Below are 12,422 nucleotides of genomic sequence, written 5' to 3' on the forward strand. Positions count from 1 at the left end.
TCGGATGAAAGATCTCACGACGACTTCTCGCCTCGTGTCGGCTGTCCTGTGTTTGACCATGGCGGGGTGCGGTTCGCAGAGCGGCCCCAGCGGCGGTGACGCCAATGCCGGCGACACGTCGAGAACCGTCGCCGCCGACGCTGGACACGCATCTGCGATCGACGCGTGTTCGCTGATTGCGGCAGAGGATATCTCGGCGTTGCTCGGCGTGACCGTGGAAGGTAGGTCGACCTCGAACAACCCCGAGGTACCTGCATGCGTGTGGGAGAACCCGGAGAATTACGAGTCGATTTCGCTGGAGATCGGCAACCCCGGTACGGCGATCAACGGCACATTACCCCCACCAGAGCCCGGAATGCCCGACGTCGGCCGGCCGGGTCCGGACGGGATGCGGTTCCTGGGCTACGGCCAGGTGGAGTTTCCTGCGGCCGGGCGGAACAACAGTGTGCAGGTCGCGGTGCTCAGCATGTCGGCTGACCAGGCCGACAACGCGGCCGTCGAACTCGCGCGCAAGGTCGGACCGCAGCTTCCTGAATAGCGCGTGACACCGCGCGGGCCGGGGTCACTGTGACAGATCCAGGTCGGTGGCGGTGGTGACGCGCTGGGCCGGTATGCCGGCCCGGTCGCATGTCTGTGCGACGGCGCTCGCCGATCCTGCCGTGAAGACACCGAACAGAACTTCGTCGCCGGGCACGGCAACCATGGACAGTAGATGCACGGGCGGTCCCAACGCGGATACCGACGCCGCGCACTCGTTGAGTCGGGCCGCTGTCTCCTCGAGCGACTCGGCGGTGGCTGACGATCGGTACCACTCGACGAGATAGCACGGGACGGAGATGTTCATCAAATCGAAGCTATCGCGTTGGCGGACAGGGTAAATCGGGTGTTTCCCTACGACTCGGAAACGACTCATCAGAGCGGGCGTCCGCTTCGCGGCAGCGGGGGAGAGGCCCGAGGTCTACTGGGGGCGTGCGTCTTGGTTGCACGGCTCAGGCGCAACCCAGCTGATGAAACACTGCGGCTTGCGCTTGCCCGACGAGAGTGCCTTCCTGCCTGGAGGCTCGGGGGCTTGCGCAGGCCCCTGGTCGCCCAGGCAGGGCAGGCACTTCCGTTGTTGCAGTGAGCGGTCGAGACTATCCGCTCACGTTCTGGGTGGACTCGCCGATGGTGACCTGTTTCCCGTCATAGTCGGCCGTGCATCGCACAGTCGCGCGGTAACTGACAAGAGGTGGCGGCCACAACAGGTCGGTGATGTTTCCGGTGCTGTTCGCGCCGACGCTGACGTTCCTGTTCACTGTTTCCGGCCCGAGCAATCCGCTCGTTCTTGTTGCGGTGTAGGCGCATTCGGCGGGCAGTGCCGATTTGTTGGTGACCGCGACATTGGCGTTGAGCCCGGCCCGAGTCACGTTCATCGACACTGCATTCGTCGGAGCTGCGCACTGCTGGTCACCCGGAACGGTCGCCGACAACGATCCCGGCGGGCAGTTCTTCTGTGCCAAGGCACACGTCTGGCCCGCTGGAACGGTCGGGGACTTCGAGCCAGGCGGGCACTGCACGTCGGCCAACTGGCACTGTTGCCCGACTGGAACGGTGGCGCTCTTCGACCCAGGCGGGCACTGAACAACTTGAGGTGCGGGCGGCGCGGGAGGCGTGTACCTGTAGTCCGACCAGGCACCACAATCATCGCTGCCGAACGTACTCTTGCGACAGCCTTGGATCGCCAGATTAAAACCTGAGGACGTGTTGACGACCTGGGTTGTGACGTTGCCGCACGCCTTGTCCAGCTCGGCTTGTGGCCCGCCATTGATCTTGGTGTGCACGACGTCCCCGGCGAGATCCTCGTGTACTCGCGGGCAGCCCGCAATGGTGCACACCACCTGGCCGTCGTTGGATTTCGTACAGTTCACGTCATAGCCATTGGGCAGCACGTCGGCATTCGCCACGGGCGTCATGCTCGGGGCCAGAGTGGGCACCGCCGCCGGCGCCACCCACACAAGCCCGAAGACGACGGCCGCGGCGGCCAACATGGCCCATAGCTTGGGTATCTGTTTGCTCATGACTTCTCCATCAGTGGTCGACATCGCCGGCGTTTGTTGAACCGGCCAGGGATCAGTTCGGCGAGACACCCGAGCCGGCTACGCGGAGCGTAGGCCCGAACAGGGGGCGGATTAATCGGGTGTTTCCCTATGCTTTTCCGATGTGGAGGGCGATTGTCCCTATACGCCGGGTCGGCTCATGTGCCGCCCGAGTTCGGCCCGCGAGTGGATGCCGAGCTTGGCGTAGATGCGGGACAAGTTGGCTTCCACGGTTTTTGGGCTGATGAACATGGCGGCCGCAATGCCGCGGTTCGTCAACCCCGACGCGGCGAGTTCGGCCACCCGCCGTTCGGATGGCGTGAGCACGGCGTCGCGGTGTGGGCCGACATTCGCGCGGCCCAACTCAGCGCGTGCCCGGTTGGCCCACAACGGGGTACCGAGTTGCTCGAAAGTCTTCAGCGCGTCCTGCAGTGTTGCCGCCGCGTCCTCTTTGTGGCGCTGTCGACGTTGAAGCTGGCCGAGGAGGAGCTGCGTGCGTGCTCGCTCGAACGGCATCGGCAGATGCTCGTGTCGCGACATCGCGTGGTGGGCGGCCACCACCGCCGCGTCGACGTCGCCGCAGGCGGCCGACACCATCGCCCGGCCCCGCGCCCCCACAGCAAGCATCCAGGCGCGGCCGAGACGGCGGCCGTTGAGTTCGAGCGCTTCCACGAGGGGAAGCGCCGAAGAACAACGATCCAGGGCGACCATCGCCTCGACGGCATCAGCGACGAACGACGCCGTGATGATCTCGGTCGCGTTCGGTGCAGCGCGAAGCTTCGGCAGCAGAGGTTCGAGGGTGTCGAGGGCGGCTTGATGGTCGCCGAGTGACACCTCGAGGAACCCCAGCGCTGTCCTCGGCCACTCGCCGAGCAGTGCCGACCCACAGCGTTGGCTTGCTGCCAGCGCCGAAGTGACATCCTTGCGCGCGTCGTCGGCCCGGCCCGTGTAAGCCCCGAGTAGCGCCCGGGCGGTGAGTGTCACCGACATCGGCAGGTCCCCCCCGAGCTGCTGGGCGAGCAAGACGGTGTCTTCGACGATCAATGTGGCGTCGGCGAAGTTCCCTCGCCATATCTCGGTCATCGCGCTGTGGAACGCGACGAACATCAGCTCGCCGTCCTCACCGCGTTCGATGCACTGCCTTCGCAGTGAGCGCATATCGGCGTGAGCCTCATCGAGCTCGCCCACCCACGCGCGGATGACAGCCTGGTGCGCTCTGGGCCGGAACGCGCTCGGGATGTTGGCCTGAGGGTCCTCCATTTCCACCGCTCGTCGCAGACCCGCTTCATCGGCGCCGTCGCCCCGCAAGAAGGCCATCATGGCCCGCATGCTCAGTGCTTGACTCAGCAAGTCGGGGCGCCCCAGATTTTCGGCACTGGTCACCGACTCCTCGGCGCGCCGTATCGCATCGTCCAGGCGGCCCGTGTTGAACAGTGCGAAAGACAGGGCGACCAGCACCGGCACCACGACCGGGGGATGGCCGGCGGCGTCGGGTATCGCCCCCTCAAGGAGTTCGACGGCCTCCGGGAAACTGTCGTCGAGCAATCGGATGTAGCCGAGCAGACTTGTCGCCTCGGCGCGCAGCACTCCAGGCGGCAGCTGAGCGATCGTCGCTTCCAGCTCGGCACGCGCACGCGCGGGCTCGCCGGCATGGAAATGGTGTTGAGCCGACAGGATTCGTCGCTGCGGTGTGTCTCCGCCCAGTCCGATGGCCAGATCGGTGAGTTCGGCTGCCGCCACCGGTGCTCCGCGGCTTCGTGCTGACTCGGCTGCCGCGTCCAGCGACCGAAGGGTGCGGGGGTCACCATGGGTGGAGCCGAGAGCCAGGTGCCGGGCCCGCAACTCTGGTTCCTCGATGGCGTCGGCGAGTCGCCGGTGGGTCTCCCGGCGCTTCGCCGGGGCGGCCGAGGTGTAGATCCCCCAAGCCAGCAGGGGGTGGGTGAAACGCACACCGTTGCCCTCGATCCCGATGACTCCTTTGTTCTCGGCCACTTCCAGTAGTTCCACGGTCCTGTCGATGCCTCTGCGGGACGTACGAGCGACGAGTTCGACGGTCGGGCTTGCGGCGCAGGCGGCGGCCAGCAGCACGTCCTGCAGCTCGGCGTCCAAGGCGCCGAGGCGGGTTCGCACCACGTCCGCCAGGGTGGGAGGCAGCGGCTGATCGGCGAGCGTGGCCGCATCCCCGATCGAGCGGGCCAACTCGAGGGCATAGAGCGGGTTACCGGCGGAGACCTCGTGTATCCGCACCATTGTCCGTCGCGAGTACGTCCGCCCCAGCCGTTCGTGCAGAACCGCATGGAGCGCACCGACCGACAAGGGCTGCACTCGTATTCGCCGGGTGCGGTCCGGCCGTGGCATCTGGGGCAGCGGCGGGGCGCGGTCGCCGTCTGTGGGGGTGCGTACCGTGCCGAGCAATCCCACCTGACCGGTGAGGCGGGCGCAGGCGAATGCGAGGGCGCTTGCGCTCGAGGTGTCCAGCCACTGGAGGTCATCGATCGCGATGAGCACGGGCGACTCCGCTGTCAGGATGTCGATGACCGACAAGAAACCTGCCGCCACGGCGAGTGGGTCGGTGGCGACGTCCTCGACGCCCGCCCGCAGCATCACCCGGTCCAGCGCTCGTCGCTGGGGCTCCGGCAGATTCGCCAACACCGGGGGGTCGACGCCCCGGATCAGGTCGGCCAGCGCCGCATAGGCCAGTACCGATTCAGCGGCGGCCGAACGTGCACGGAGTACGCGCATTCCGCACGAGTGGGCCCGCTCGAGCGCGGACAGCCAGACGGTGCTCTTGCCGATGCCGGCTTCACCCTCGATCAGAAGTGCGGCAGGTTGCTCGGCCACAGCCTGGAAGAAGTCGGCGACGGCGGCCAATTCGGTTGGTCGTGGGATATCCCCGGTATCCCGCGGAAACGTCACGATTCGATGATTACAGCAATCCGCACTACTCGCCCCGGAAACAGTGGATCGGATGAGGAACGCGCTGGGCCGCGTCGAACTGCTCGCCTCTGTTCGGGCGACGTAAGCTTGGCGCGTGCCGATCCCCACGCCCTACGAGGACTTGTTGCGTCTGGTGCTCGATACCGGCATCACCAAATCCGACCGCACCGGAACCGGCACCCGCAGCCTGTTCGGTCATCAGATGCGGTACGACCTGAACGCCGGGTTCCCGCTGATCACCACCAAGAAGGTGCACACCAAGTCCATCGTCTATGAACTGCTGTGGTTTCTGCGCGGCGACTCGAACGTCCGGTGGCTGCAGGACCACGGTGTCACAATCTGGGATGAATGGGCTTCTCCGACAGGCGATTTGGGTCCGGTCTACGGGGTGCAGTGGCGGTCCTGGCCGACCCCGTCCGGTGAGCACATCGACCAGATCAGCGCGGCGCTGGACCTGCTCAAGCGCGATCCCGACTCGCGCCGCAACATCGTCTCGGCCTGGAACGTCGGCGAGATCCCACAGATGGCGCTGCCGCCGTGTCATGCGTTCTTCCAGTTCTACGTCGCCGACGGCAAGCTGAGTTGCCAGTTGTACCAGCGCAGCGCCGACCTGTTCCTCGGCGTGCCGTTCAATATCGCCAGCTATGCGCTGCTGACCCACATGATGGCCGCGCAGGCGGGCCTGGGCGTGGGGGAGTTCATCTGGACCGGCGGTGACTGCCACATCTACGACAACCACGTCGACCAGGTCATCGAGCAACTCTCCCGTGATCCGCGGCCTTACCCGGAACTCGTTCTCGCGCCGCGGGATTCGATCTTCGACTACACCTATGAGGACGTCGTCATCAGAAACTATGACCCGCATCCGGCGATCAAGGCCCCGGTGGCTGTATGAGGACTGCTTGCAGGTCCGAATCGAAGATGTTGAGGACTGCTTGCAGGTCCGAATCGAAGATGTTGAGGACTGCTTGCAGGTCCGAATCGAAGATGTTGAGGACTGCTTGCAGGTCCGAATCGAAGATGTTGAGGACTGCTTGCAGGTCCGAATCATGAGTATGTGGGATCTGAACCTGATCTGGGCGCAGTCCAGTTCCGGAGTCATCGGACGCGGCAACGGGATCCCGTGGCGTGTGCCGGAGGACATGGTCCGGTTCAAGGAGCTCACCATGGGCCGCACCGTGATCATGGGCCGGTTGACGTGGGAGTCGCTGCCGCAGCGGTTCCGGCCGCTGCCCGGCCGCCGGAATGTCGTGGTCTCCCGGCAGGCTGACTACACGGCCGACGGCGCAGAGGTGGTGACCTCCCTGGAGGACGCCCCGCTGGACGACGCATGGGTGATCGGTGGCTCGCAGATCTACGGGCTGGCGTTGCCGTCGGCGACGCGGTGCGAGGTCACCGAGGTGGACATCGATCTGCGCAGAGAGGACGACGACGCGCTGGCGCCGGTGCTCGACGAGGCGTGGGTCGGTACCGAGCAGGACTGGCGCGAGAGCTCGTCAGGGCTGCGCTACCGGTTCTACACCTACGTACGGCGCTGAACGCTCGCGCGGCGTGAGATCTGCCGTCGGGCCTCGCTACGGGCCGCAACTGCGCCAGACGCCGCGGACCGAGTTGTCGGTGCGGTAGGCCACGATAACCCGATGGCGTCCTCTCTTCGTAGCGCGACGTTGACCGCCCTACAGGCCCGCCGGATCGCCGTCGCGGCCCAGGGGTTTCACGAGCCGAAGCCGACGGGGCCGGTCACACGCGCGCATCTGAAGCGGCTGATCTCCCGGCTGCAGGTGCTGCAGCTGGACTCGGTGTCGGTAGCGGTGCGGGCGCACTACGCGCCGGTGTTCAGCCGTCTCGGTCCTTACGACCGCGATCTGCTGGACCGTGCCGCATGGAGCCATTCGGCGCGCTCACCGCGGTTGCTGGTCGAATACTGGGCGCACGAAGCCGCGTTGATGGCCGTCGATGACTGGCCGTTGATGCGGTGGCGGATGCGGGAGTACCGGCACGGCCGGTGGGGCGTCGAGATCGTGAAGAAGAACGCCGCACTCGCCGACGACATCGTTGAAGCGGTCGCCACGCTCGGTCCCTCGACCGCAGGTCAGATCGAGGCTTACCTGGCATCTGAGCCCCGTGGCCGCAAAGGGCCCTGGTGGGATCGCAGCGATACGAAGTGGGTCGCCGAGGCGCTGTGGTCGGCCGGCGTGCTGACCACGGCCACCCGGCTCGGGTTCGCGCGGCACTACGACCTGACCGAGCGCGTGCTGCCCGCCGAGGTGGTCGGGCGTGAGGTCGACGAGGCCGAGGCGGTGCGCGAGTTGGTCCTGCGCGCGGCCACCTCGCTCGGCGTCGCGAGCGAAGCCGATCTGCGCGACTACTTCCGGCTCAATGCCCGGCAGGTCAAGCCCGCCATAGCCGAACTGGTCGCCGCCGGCGAGATCGAGAAGGTCGACGTCGAGGGATGGTCGGCCCCGGCCTATCTGCGCACCGGGCAGAGCGTCCCGCGCCGGGACCGCGGCACTGCGCTGTTGTGCCCGTTCGACCCGCTGATCTTCTTCCGGCCGCGGGTGGAGCGTCTCTTCGATTTCCATTACCGCATCGAGATCTACACCCCGGCCCATAAGCGGCAGTTCGGCTACTACGTGTGGCCTTTTCTGCTCGACGGTGATCTCGCGGGACGCGTCGACCTCAAGGCCGACCGGGTGAACGGCGCGCTCGCCGTACTCGGCGCGTTCACCGAGGACGGTCGGGACGGCGCGCACGTCGCGCGCGGGTTGGCCGCCGAATTGCAGACCATGGCAGAGTGGCTCGGCCTGGGCGACGTGGTCGTAGGTGAGCGCGGCGATTTGGCGACCGAATTGCGCGCGGCCTTGGCAAGCTGAGCCAATGGATGTTCTCCGCACCCCCGATGAGCGCTTCGCCGACCTGCCCGACTTCCCGTTCGCCCCGCACTACGTCGACGTCGGCGGGCTACGGGTGCACTACCTCGACGAAGGTCCGGCCGACGGCCCGGTGGTGCTGCTGCTGCACGGGGAGCCGTCGTGGAGCTATCTGTACCGGCGGATGATCCCCGTCCTGGTCGAAGCGGGGCTGCGGGCGGTCGCGATCGACCTGGTCGGGTTCGGCCGCAGCGACAAGCCGGCCCGCCGCGAGGATTACACCTACCAGGCGCACGTGGACTGGACGTGGGGCGCGATCGACGCGATCGGCCTGGCCGGGATCACGCTCGTGTGCCAGGACTGGGGCGGGCTGATCGGGCTGCGCCTGGTCGGTGAGCATCCGGACCGGTTCGCCCGGGTGGTCGCGGCCAACACCACGCTGCCCACCGGCGATCAGCACCCCGGTGAAGCCTTCCTGGCGTGGCAGCGGTTCAGTCAGGAGACCCCCCATTTCCCGGTCGGCAAGATCGTCGACGGCGGGTGCGTGTCGACGCTTTCCCCAGAGGTTATCGCCGCCTACGACGCACCATTCCCGGACGATTCGTACAAGGCCGGCGCGCGGCAGTTCCCGACGCTGGTGCCCACCAGCCCCGACGACCCCGCCGCGCCGGCCAACCGGGCGGCATGGGAGGTGCTCCGCACGTTCGACAAGCCGTTCCTGTGTGCGTTCTCGGATTCTGATCCGATCACCCGCGGGGCCGATGAGCCGCTGCGCACATTGATCCCGGGCGCCCAGGGGCAGCCGGAGGTGACCATTGCCGGCGGCGGGCATTTCCTGCAGGAGGACAAGGGCCGCGAACTGGCGACCGTCGTCGTCGACTTCATCGCCGCCAATCCGTAGCGCTACTTCAGCGCTTCAGGTGGGGCAACTTTACAGCGTGCCGAAGTTGCTCGTGGCAAGCTTCTCCGTTTCAACGGCTCTTTGATGTCAATATCCGAGTTGAGACCCTGCAGTTCCCGAAGTCGCAGGTCAACGTAATGGCTCAGCTCGGTGGAGATCGAGAAGTTCTTCAGCTCGCGATAGACATAGGAATTCGTCAGCGCCATCCGTGTCGGCCCGGGGCCAGGTAGCTGTCCGGTGAGCAACAAATCGACGCTGCGCATGAACTTCTTGATGTGTGCGACGCTCTTGCCGGACTCAGAGGCCATCTGCTCAGCGGTCAGGCCAGCGCGCATCCCGCGGAAGACGACGCCGTGTCGCATCGGACTCGCGTCGAGACATCGCGTGATCTCTTCGAGGAGGCGGGGGGTGAGGGCGGCGTTACCAGTGGGGGCGCGGGTGAAAGAGACGATCAGCGCAGAGTGATCAGTCTCCTGCTCGACTCGGGGTGCGTGGTCGAATTCGCAACCCGTCACGGTGCGGGCCAACTTTGGAGTGGCGAATGCATGATCGATACGGAATCCGTTGCCGGTATTGCTGAACCATGAGTACTCGCGGACCCCGGCATGGGCTGATCGCCACAAATCCACATAACCGGTTTCGACGAGTCGCCCGGGCATCTCAGCCGCCACAAACCTGGCCCCACGAGGATCTTTGTCCAGGTTGTTGTCACCGGTGTTGAAGTCGCCGACGAACAGGTCGACCCAGCCGGAGCGTCCGCTATCGACCAGCGCCTCCCAGTAGGGAAGCTTCGCGTACTTGTTGGGCATGCCGACACCGCAGACGACGAGGCCGTCGACGTCGACGCACCACAGCCGGCGAGCCTCAAGTTCGTCGCTGAAGGCCCACGCGCGGTTGATGCCCGCGCGCGCAGCGACGAGCACCGAATTTTGTATGACCGGCGCAGGATATGAGACTTCGTAGCCACTCGCTTCCAATCGGTCGATGAGGATCTTGCCGGTCCCGGTCGGACGGAACTCGGTCAGCACAAGGACGTCGGCGTCGTAGCTCAAGAGCCTGCGGGCGAGTGCATCCACGCGGCTGCCGCCACCGTGCAGGATGTTGAGTGCAACCACACGCCACTCCTCGGTTGACTTGCGGTCCGCCGGTTTGTCGGTGTCGTCGCGCGTGTCGTTGCCGGCCACGATCAACGGCAGATCGGCTTGACGTCGACGGCTGGACACAGGCAATGCTCCCTTTGTAGGTGAGGCGGATTCGGTCAGATCCGAGGGGAAGGTTAGCGGCGGCCAGTGACACAAGTTTGCTGATTAGCGAATGTCGAAGTGTCACCGTCCCGGGATCACCTGCGTTACCGTGGCCCGGAAGTTGGCGTTCTCCTGTCCGGAGATCGACGTCTCGCGGTCGAACGTGGCAGTGCCGTCCTGGTCGATGGTGAAGTTGCCGACTTGGTCCTGGTCGCCACCAGTGACGGTGAAGACGACGGTGGTCTTGTCCGGCAGCGGCTTCGCGCTGACGTACTGCGGATTTATGGTGTACCGGTAGTTGCAGCCGGCTGAGCCGAAGCACTTCTGCTCGGTGACGATCACCCCGACTTCGAAATCGGCGGCCGTCGGTGGCGAGACCATCGGACTGGGCGTCGTCGTCGCCTCTGACCACGCCGCAGCGGGGGTGTTCGGTCGGGCCTTGGTCTGATCCTGCGCGACACAGCCGGACAGCGCTGCGATGGCCAGGGGAGCGATGGGGATGACGCACAGTGCGATTCGGTTCACGGGCTTCTCTTCGTTTCGTTGGGACGTGCGGATGGTCAGGCCACGGCGTCCGAGGAGGCGCTGCCATCCTCCGGGTGGGCTTCGGCCAAGGCGGCAAGTGCGTCGTTGAGCAACCGATTGATCGCAGAAGTCGCTGCTGTGCATCCGTTCTCGATCTTGTCGGCGTTCTTGTGGATGGCGCCGGCGGCCTTCTTGATGTCATCGACGCGATCCAGCTGCGCGACAGCAGCCGTGATCTTCTCCTCAGCGGTCGCCAACTGTTCGGCGCCACGGCGGGTGGCCGACGCTAGTGCTGCGGTGCGTAGCAGCATGATGGCGGTGCGGACAAGATCGGGATCGTCGGTGGTCGGATCAAACGCCAGCACGATGCGTCGCGAGCCGAGGACCCGGATGGATTGACCACCGTTCTGCTCGGGGGTTCGGACGAGGCCGAGCGCGGCGCCGGCATGCCGGTTGCGCTCGGCCTCGTCCAGGTACTCGGCCCAACCCCCGCGGGCCGAGTCCGTCATTTCGATGACCACGCGCGCGATACCACCGTCGACGGTCAGAAGCCCGTCGCCCTTCTTCGACCGTGACAAGTGGCCGACGCTTGCACGCGTGTCGGTGTATTCGTCGCCGAGGCCGGCCGCCACCGCCGCCAGGACGACGTTGACCTGGTTTTCGAACGTGTCACCCTTGATCGGGGTGACCTTGCTCAGCTTGGTGCGTGCGTCCTGGACCTTCAGAGCGGTGGCGAGGTCATCGACTTTCTTGGCGATGACGTCGTGGTTCTTGCCGATCTGTTCGGTCAACAGTTGCTGACGTGCTTCCAGGCTCGCGGAGTGCTTGGCCATGGGCGACGTGGGATCGCTGGGGTCGAATTGCTTGACGGCCTTGGCGAGGACTTCGCTGATGCTGGCCTTGCTCTTGGCGTCGAGATCGGTGCCGAACTTGTCGAGCAATGGCTGCAGTCGTTCCAGGAGTTCGGGGTTCTCGCCGGCGAAGATCCGTCGCACCGCGTCGTTGAGTTCGGTCTTGGCCGCAGCCACCGACCTGGTGAACTCCTTGCGGCTGGTCTCGTCCGCTTCGACGATGGCCTTCTTGGCGTCCGCCGCGGCCTTGGTCACTGTGGCGGTTGCGTCCTTCACGGTGCGTTCGGTGAGCTCGGCCGCTTTAGATGTCGCGTCGGACGCCTTCTCGCCGACCTCCTTCAGCATCCGCTCAAGGGCCCTCGAATCCTGGGATTGGCCGGTTGCTGACAGCGCGTGTGCGCCGATCTTGACGGCTTCGGTGACGAACTGGGTGAGGTCGGCGCAGGCGAGGACCGTCGGGTCGTCGACGATGTCGCTGCGCTCTCCCGTGGTCCAACGCTGGGCTTCGCGAACGACGTCCTTGTCTCGGACGGACAGGTTCTCGATGACGACGGCGGTGTTGTCGTCGTGCAGATGGGCTCGCTGGGTGTCGCTCATGGCAGTTCCTCTCGTGTCGACCGCTCGGTGCGGGTGATCCCGAGGATGCTGTGGTCCACATCATCGGATCAACGTCAAACACTGATAAGGGGGCTTATCGGAAACTACTGTTGCGATGTCAATACGCCGCAGCTTAGTTTGATTCTGGCGAGGGGAGGTGTCGGCTTTGCGCACGATGACGTTGCAGGATGTCGCCGACCTCGCCAACGTACAGCGTCCGGTCGTCAGCATGTGGCGAAAGCGTCGGTATGTCCGCGGCGTGTTACTGCCGTTTCCCGACCCCGTCGAGAAGGTGGCCGGCATAGCGCGGTTCGACCGCGACGAGGTGGTCGACTGGCTGGCCAGGACCGGCCGCGGAAATAACCCTGAGCACCAGTACGACGCACCGGCCGTCGCAGTGCCCGACGGTAGCGAGCTTGAGG

11 protein-coding genes are annotated in these 12,422 nt (G+C 65.7%); 5 read left to right on the forward strand and 6 right to left on the reverse strand.

The genetic code is table 11. From position 1 onward, the window contains the following. Positions 1 to 4 precede the first annotated feature (4 nt). Complete coding sequence (locus KXD97_RS19215; protein ID WP_260751634.1) at positions 5 to 538, forward strand: DUF3558 domain-containing protein; 534 nt, start codon at positions 5 to 7, stop codon at positions 536 to 538. A gap of 24 nt (positions 539 to 562) precedes the next feature. Here KXD97_RS19215 and KXD97_RS19220 read toward each other — a convergent pair whose 3' ends face one another. The 3 genes from KXD97_RS19220 to KXD97_RS19230 form a co-directional block, all read right to left on the reverse strand. Next, complete coding sequence (locus KXD97_RS19220; protein ID WP_260751636.1) at positions 563 to 844, reverse strand: hypothetical protein; 282 nt, start codon at positions 842 to 844, stop codon at positions 563 to 565. A 289-nt stretch (positions 845 to 1,133) separates the two neighbouring features. Continuing rightward, complete coding sequence (locus tag KXD97_RS19225; RefSeq protein WP_260751639.1) at positions 1,134 to 2,057, reverse strand: hypothetical protein; 924 nt, start codon at positions 2,055 to 2,057, stop codon at positions 1,134 to 1,136. A gap of 159 nt (positions 2,058 to 2,216) precedes the next feature. Further along, the gene (locus KXD97_RS19230; RefSeq protein WP_260751641.1) at positions 2,217 to 4,991 is read right to left on the reverse strand and encodes a LuxR family transcriptional regulator; all 2,775 of its coding nucleotides are present in this window, start codon (positions 4,989 to 4,991) and stop codon (positions 2,217 to 2,219) included. 115 nt (positions 4,992 to 5,106) lie between these two features. Here KXD97_RS19230 and KXD97_RS19235 point away from each other — a divergent pair, with 115 nt between their 5' ends. The 4 genes from KXD97_RS19235 to KXD97_RS19250 all read left to right on the forward strand — a co-directional run bounded on the left by KXD97_RS19235 (position 5,107) and on the right by KXD97_RS19250 (position 8,783). Next, positions 5,107 to 5,907: a thymidylate synthase gene (locus KXD97_RS19235; RefSeq protein ID WP_260751642.1), complete on the forward strand. Its 801-nt coding sequence runs from the start codon at positions 5,107 to 5,109 to the stop codon at positions 5,905 to 5,907. A 160-nt stretch (positions 5,908 to 6,067) separates the two neighbouring features. After that, complete coding sequence (locus KXD97_RS19240; RefSeq protein ID WP_260758062.1) at positions 6,068 to 6,550, forward strand: dihydrofolate reductase; 483 nt, start codon at positions 6,068 to 6,070, stop codon at positions 6,548 to 6,550. A gap of 102 nt (positions 6,551 to 6,652) precedes the next feature. After that, the gene (locus KXD97_RS19245) at positions 6,653 to 7,885 is read left to right on the forward strand and encodes a winged helix-turn-helix domain-containing protein (protein WP_260751643.1); all 1,233 of its coding nucleotides are present in this window, start codon (positions 6,653 to 6,655) and stop codon (positions 7,883 to 7,885) included. A gap of 4 nt (positions 7,886 to 7,889) precedes the next feature. Next, positions 7,890 to 8,783, forward strand: a complete 894-nt coding sequence (locus tag KXD97_RS19250) for a haloalkane dehalogenase (protein WP_260751644.1) — start codon at positions 7,890 to 7,892, stop codon at positions 8,781 to 8,783. 2 nt (positions 8,784 to 8,785) lie between these two features. Here KXD97_RS19250 and KXD97_RS19255 read toward each other — a convergent pair whose 3' ends face one another. The 3 genes from KXD97_RS19255 to KXD97_RS19265 form a co-directional block, all read right to left on the reverse strand. Beyond that, the gene (locus KXD97_RS19255) at positions 8,786 to 10,006 is read right to left on the reverse strand and encodes an endonuclease/exonuclease/phosphatase family protein (protein WP_260751649.1); all 1,221 of its coding nucleotides are present in this window, start codon (positions 10,004 to 10,006) and stop codon (positions 8,786 to 8,788) included. A gap of 102 nt (positions 10,007 to 10,108) precedes the next feature. Continuing rightward, complete coding sequence (locus tag KXD97_RS19260; RefSeq protein ID WP_260751652.1) at positions 10,109 to 10,552, reverse strand: hypothetical protein; 444 nt, start codon at positions 10,550 to 10,552, stop codon at positions 10,109 to 10,111. Positions 10,553 to 10,587: 35 nt separating this feature from the next. Further along, a complete protein-coding gene (locus KXD97_RS19265) occupies positions 10,588 to 12,000 on the reverse strand; it encodes a Fis family transcriptional regulator (RefSeq protein ID WP_260751654.1) in 1,413 nt (470 codons plus the stop codon). Between the last annotated feature and the right edge of the window lie 422 nt (positions 12,001 to 12,422).

The sequence above is a fragment of the Mycobacterium sp. SMC-8 genome (assembly GCF_025263565.1).
GTDB lineage: Bacteria > Actinomycetota > Actinomycetes > Mycobacteriales > Mycobacteriaceae > Mycobacterium.

Bases quoted from the DNA above. Each gene is read 5' to 3' on its own strand.
- KXD97_RS19215 (WP_260751634.1), top strand. From the start codon at position 5: ATGAAAGATCTCACGACGACTTCTCGCCTCGTGTCGGCTGTCCTGTGT.
- KXD97_RS19220 (WP_260751636.1), bottom strand. From the start codon at position 844: ATGAACATCTCCGTCCCGTGCTATCTCGTCGAGTGGTACCGATCGTCA.
- KXD97_RS19225 (WP_260751639.1), bottom strand. From the start codon at position 2,057: ATGAGCAAACAGATACCCAAGCTATGGGCCATGTTGGCCGCCGCGGCC.
- KXD97_RS19240 (WP_260758062.1), top strand. From the start codon at position 6,068: ATGTGGGATCTGAACCTGATCTGGGCGCAGTCCAGTTCCGGAGTCATC.
- KXD97_RS19245 (WP_260751643.1), top strand. From the start codon at position 6,653: ATGGCGTCCTCTCTTCGTAGCGCGACGTTGACCGCCCTACAGGCCCGC.
- KXD97_RS19250 (WP_260751644.1), top strand. From the start codon at position 7,890: ATGGATGTTCTCCGCACCCCCGATGAGCGCTTCGCCGACCTGCCCGAC.
- KXD97_RS19265 (WP_260751654.1), bottom strand. From the start codon at position 12,000: ATGAGCGACACCCAGCGAGCCCATCTGCACGACGACAACACCGCCGTC.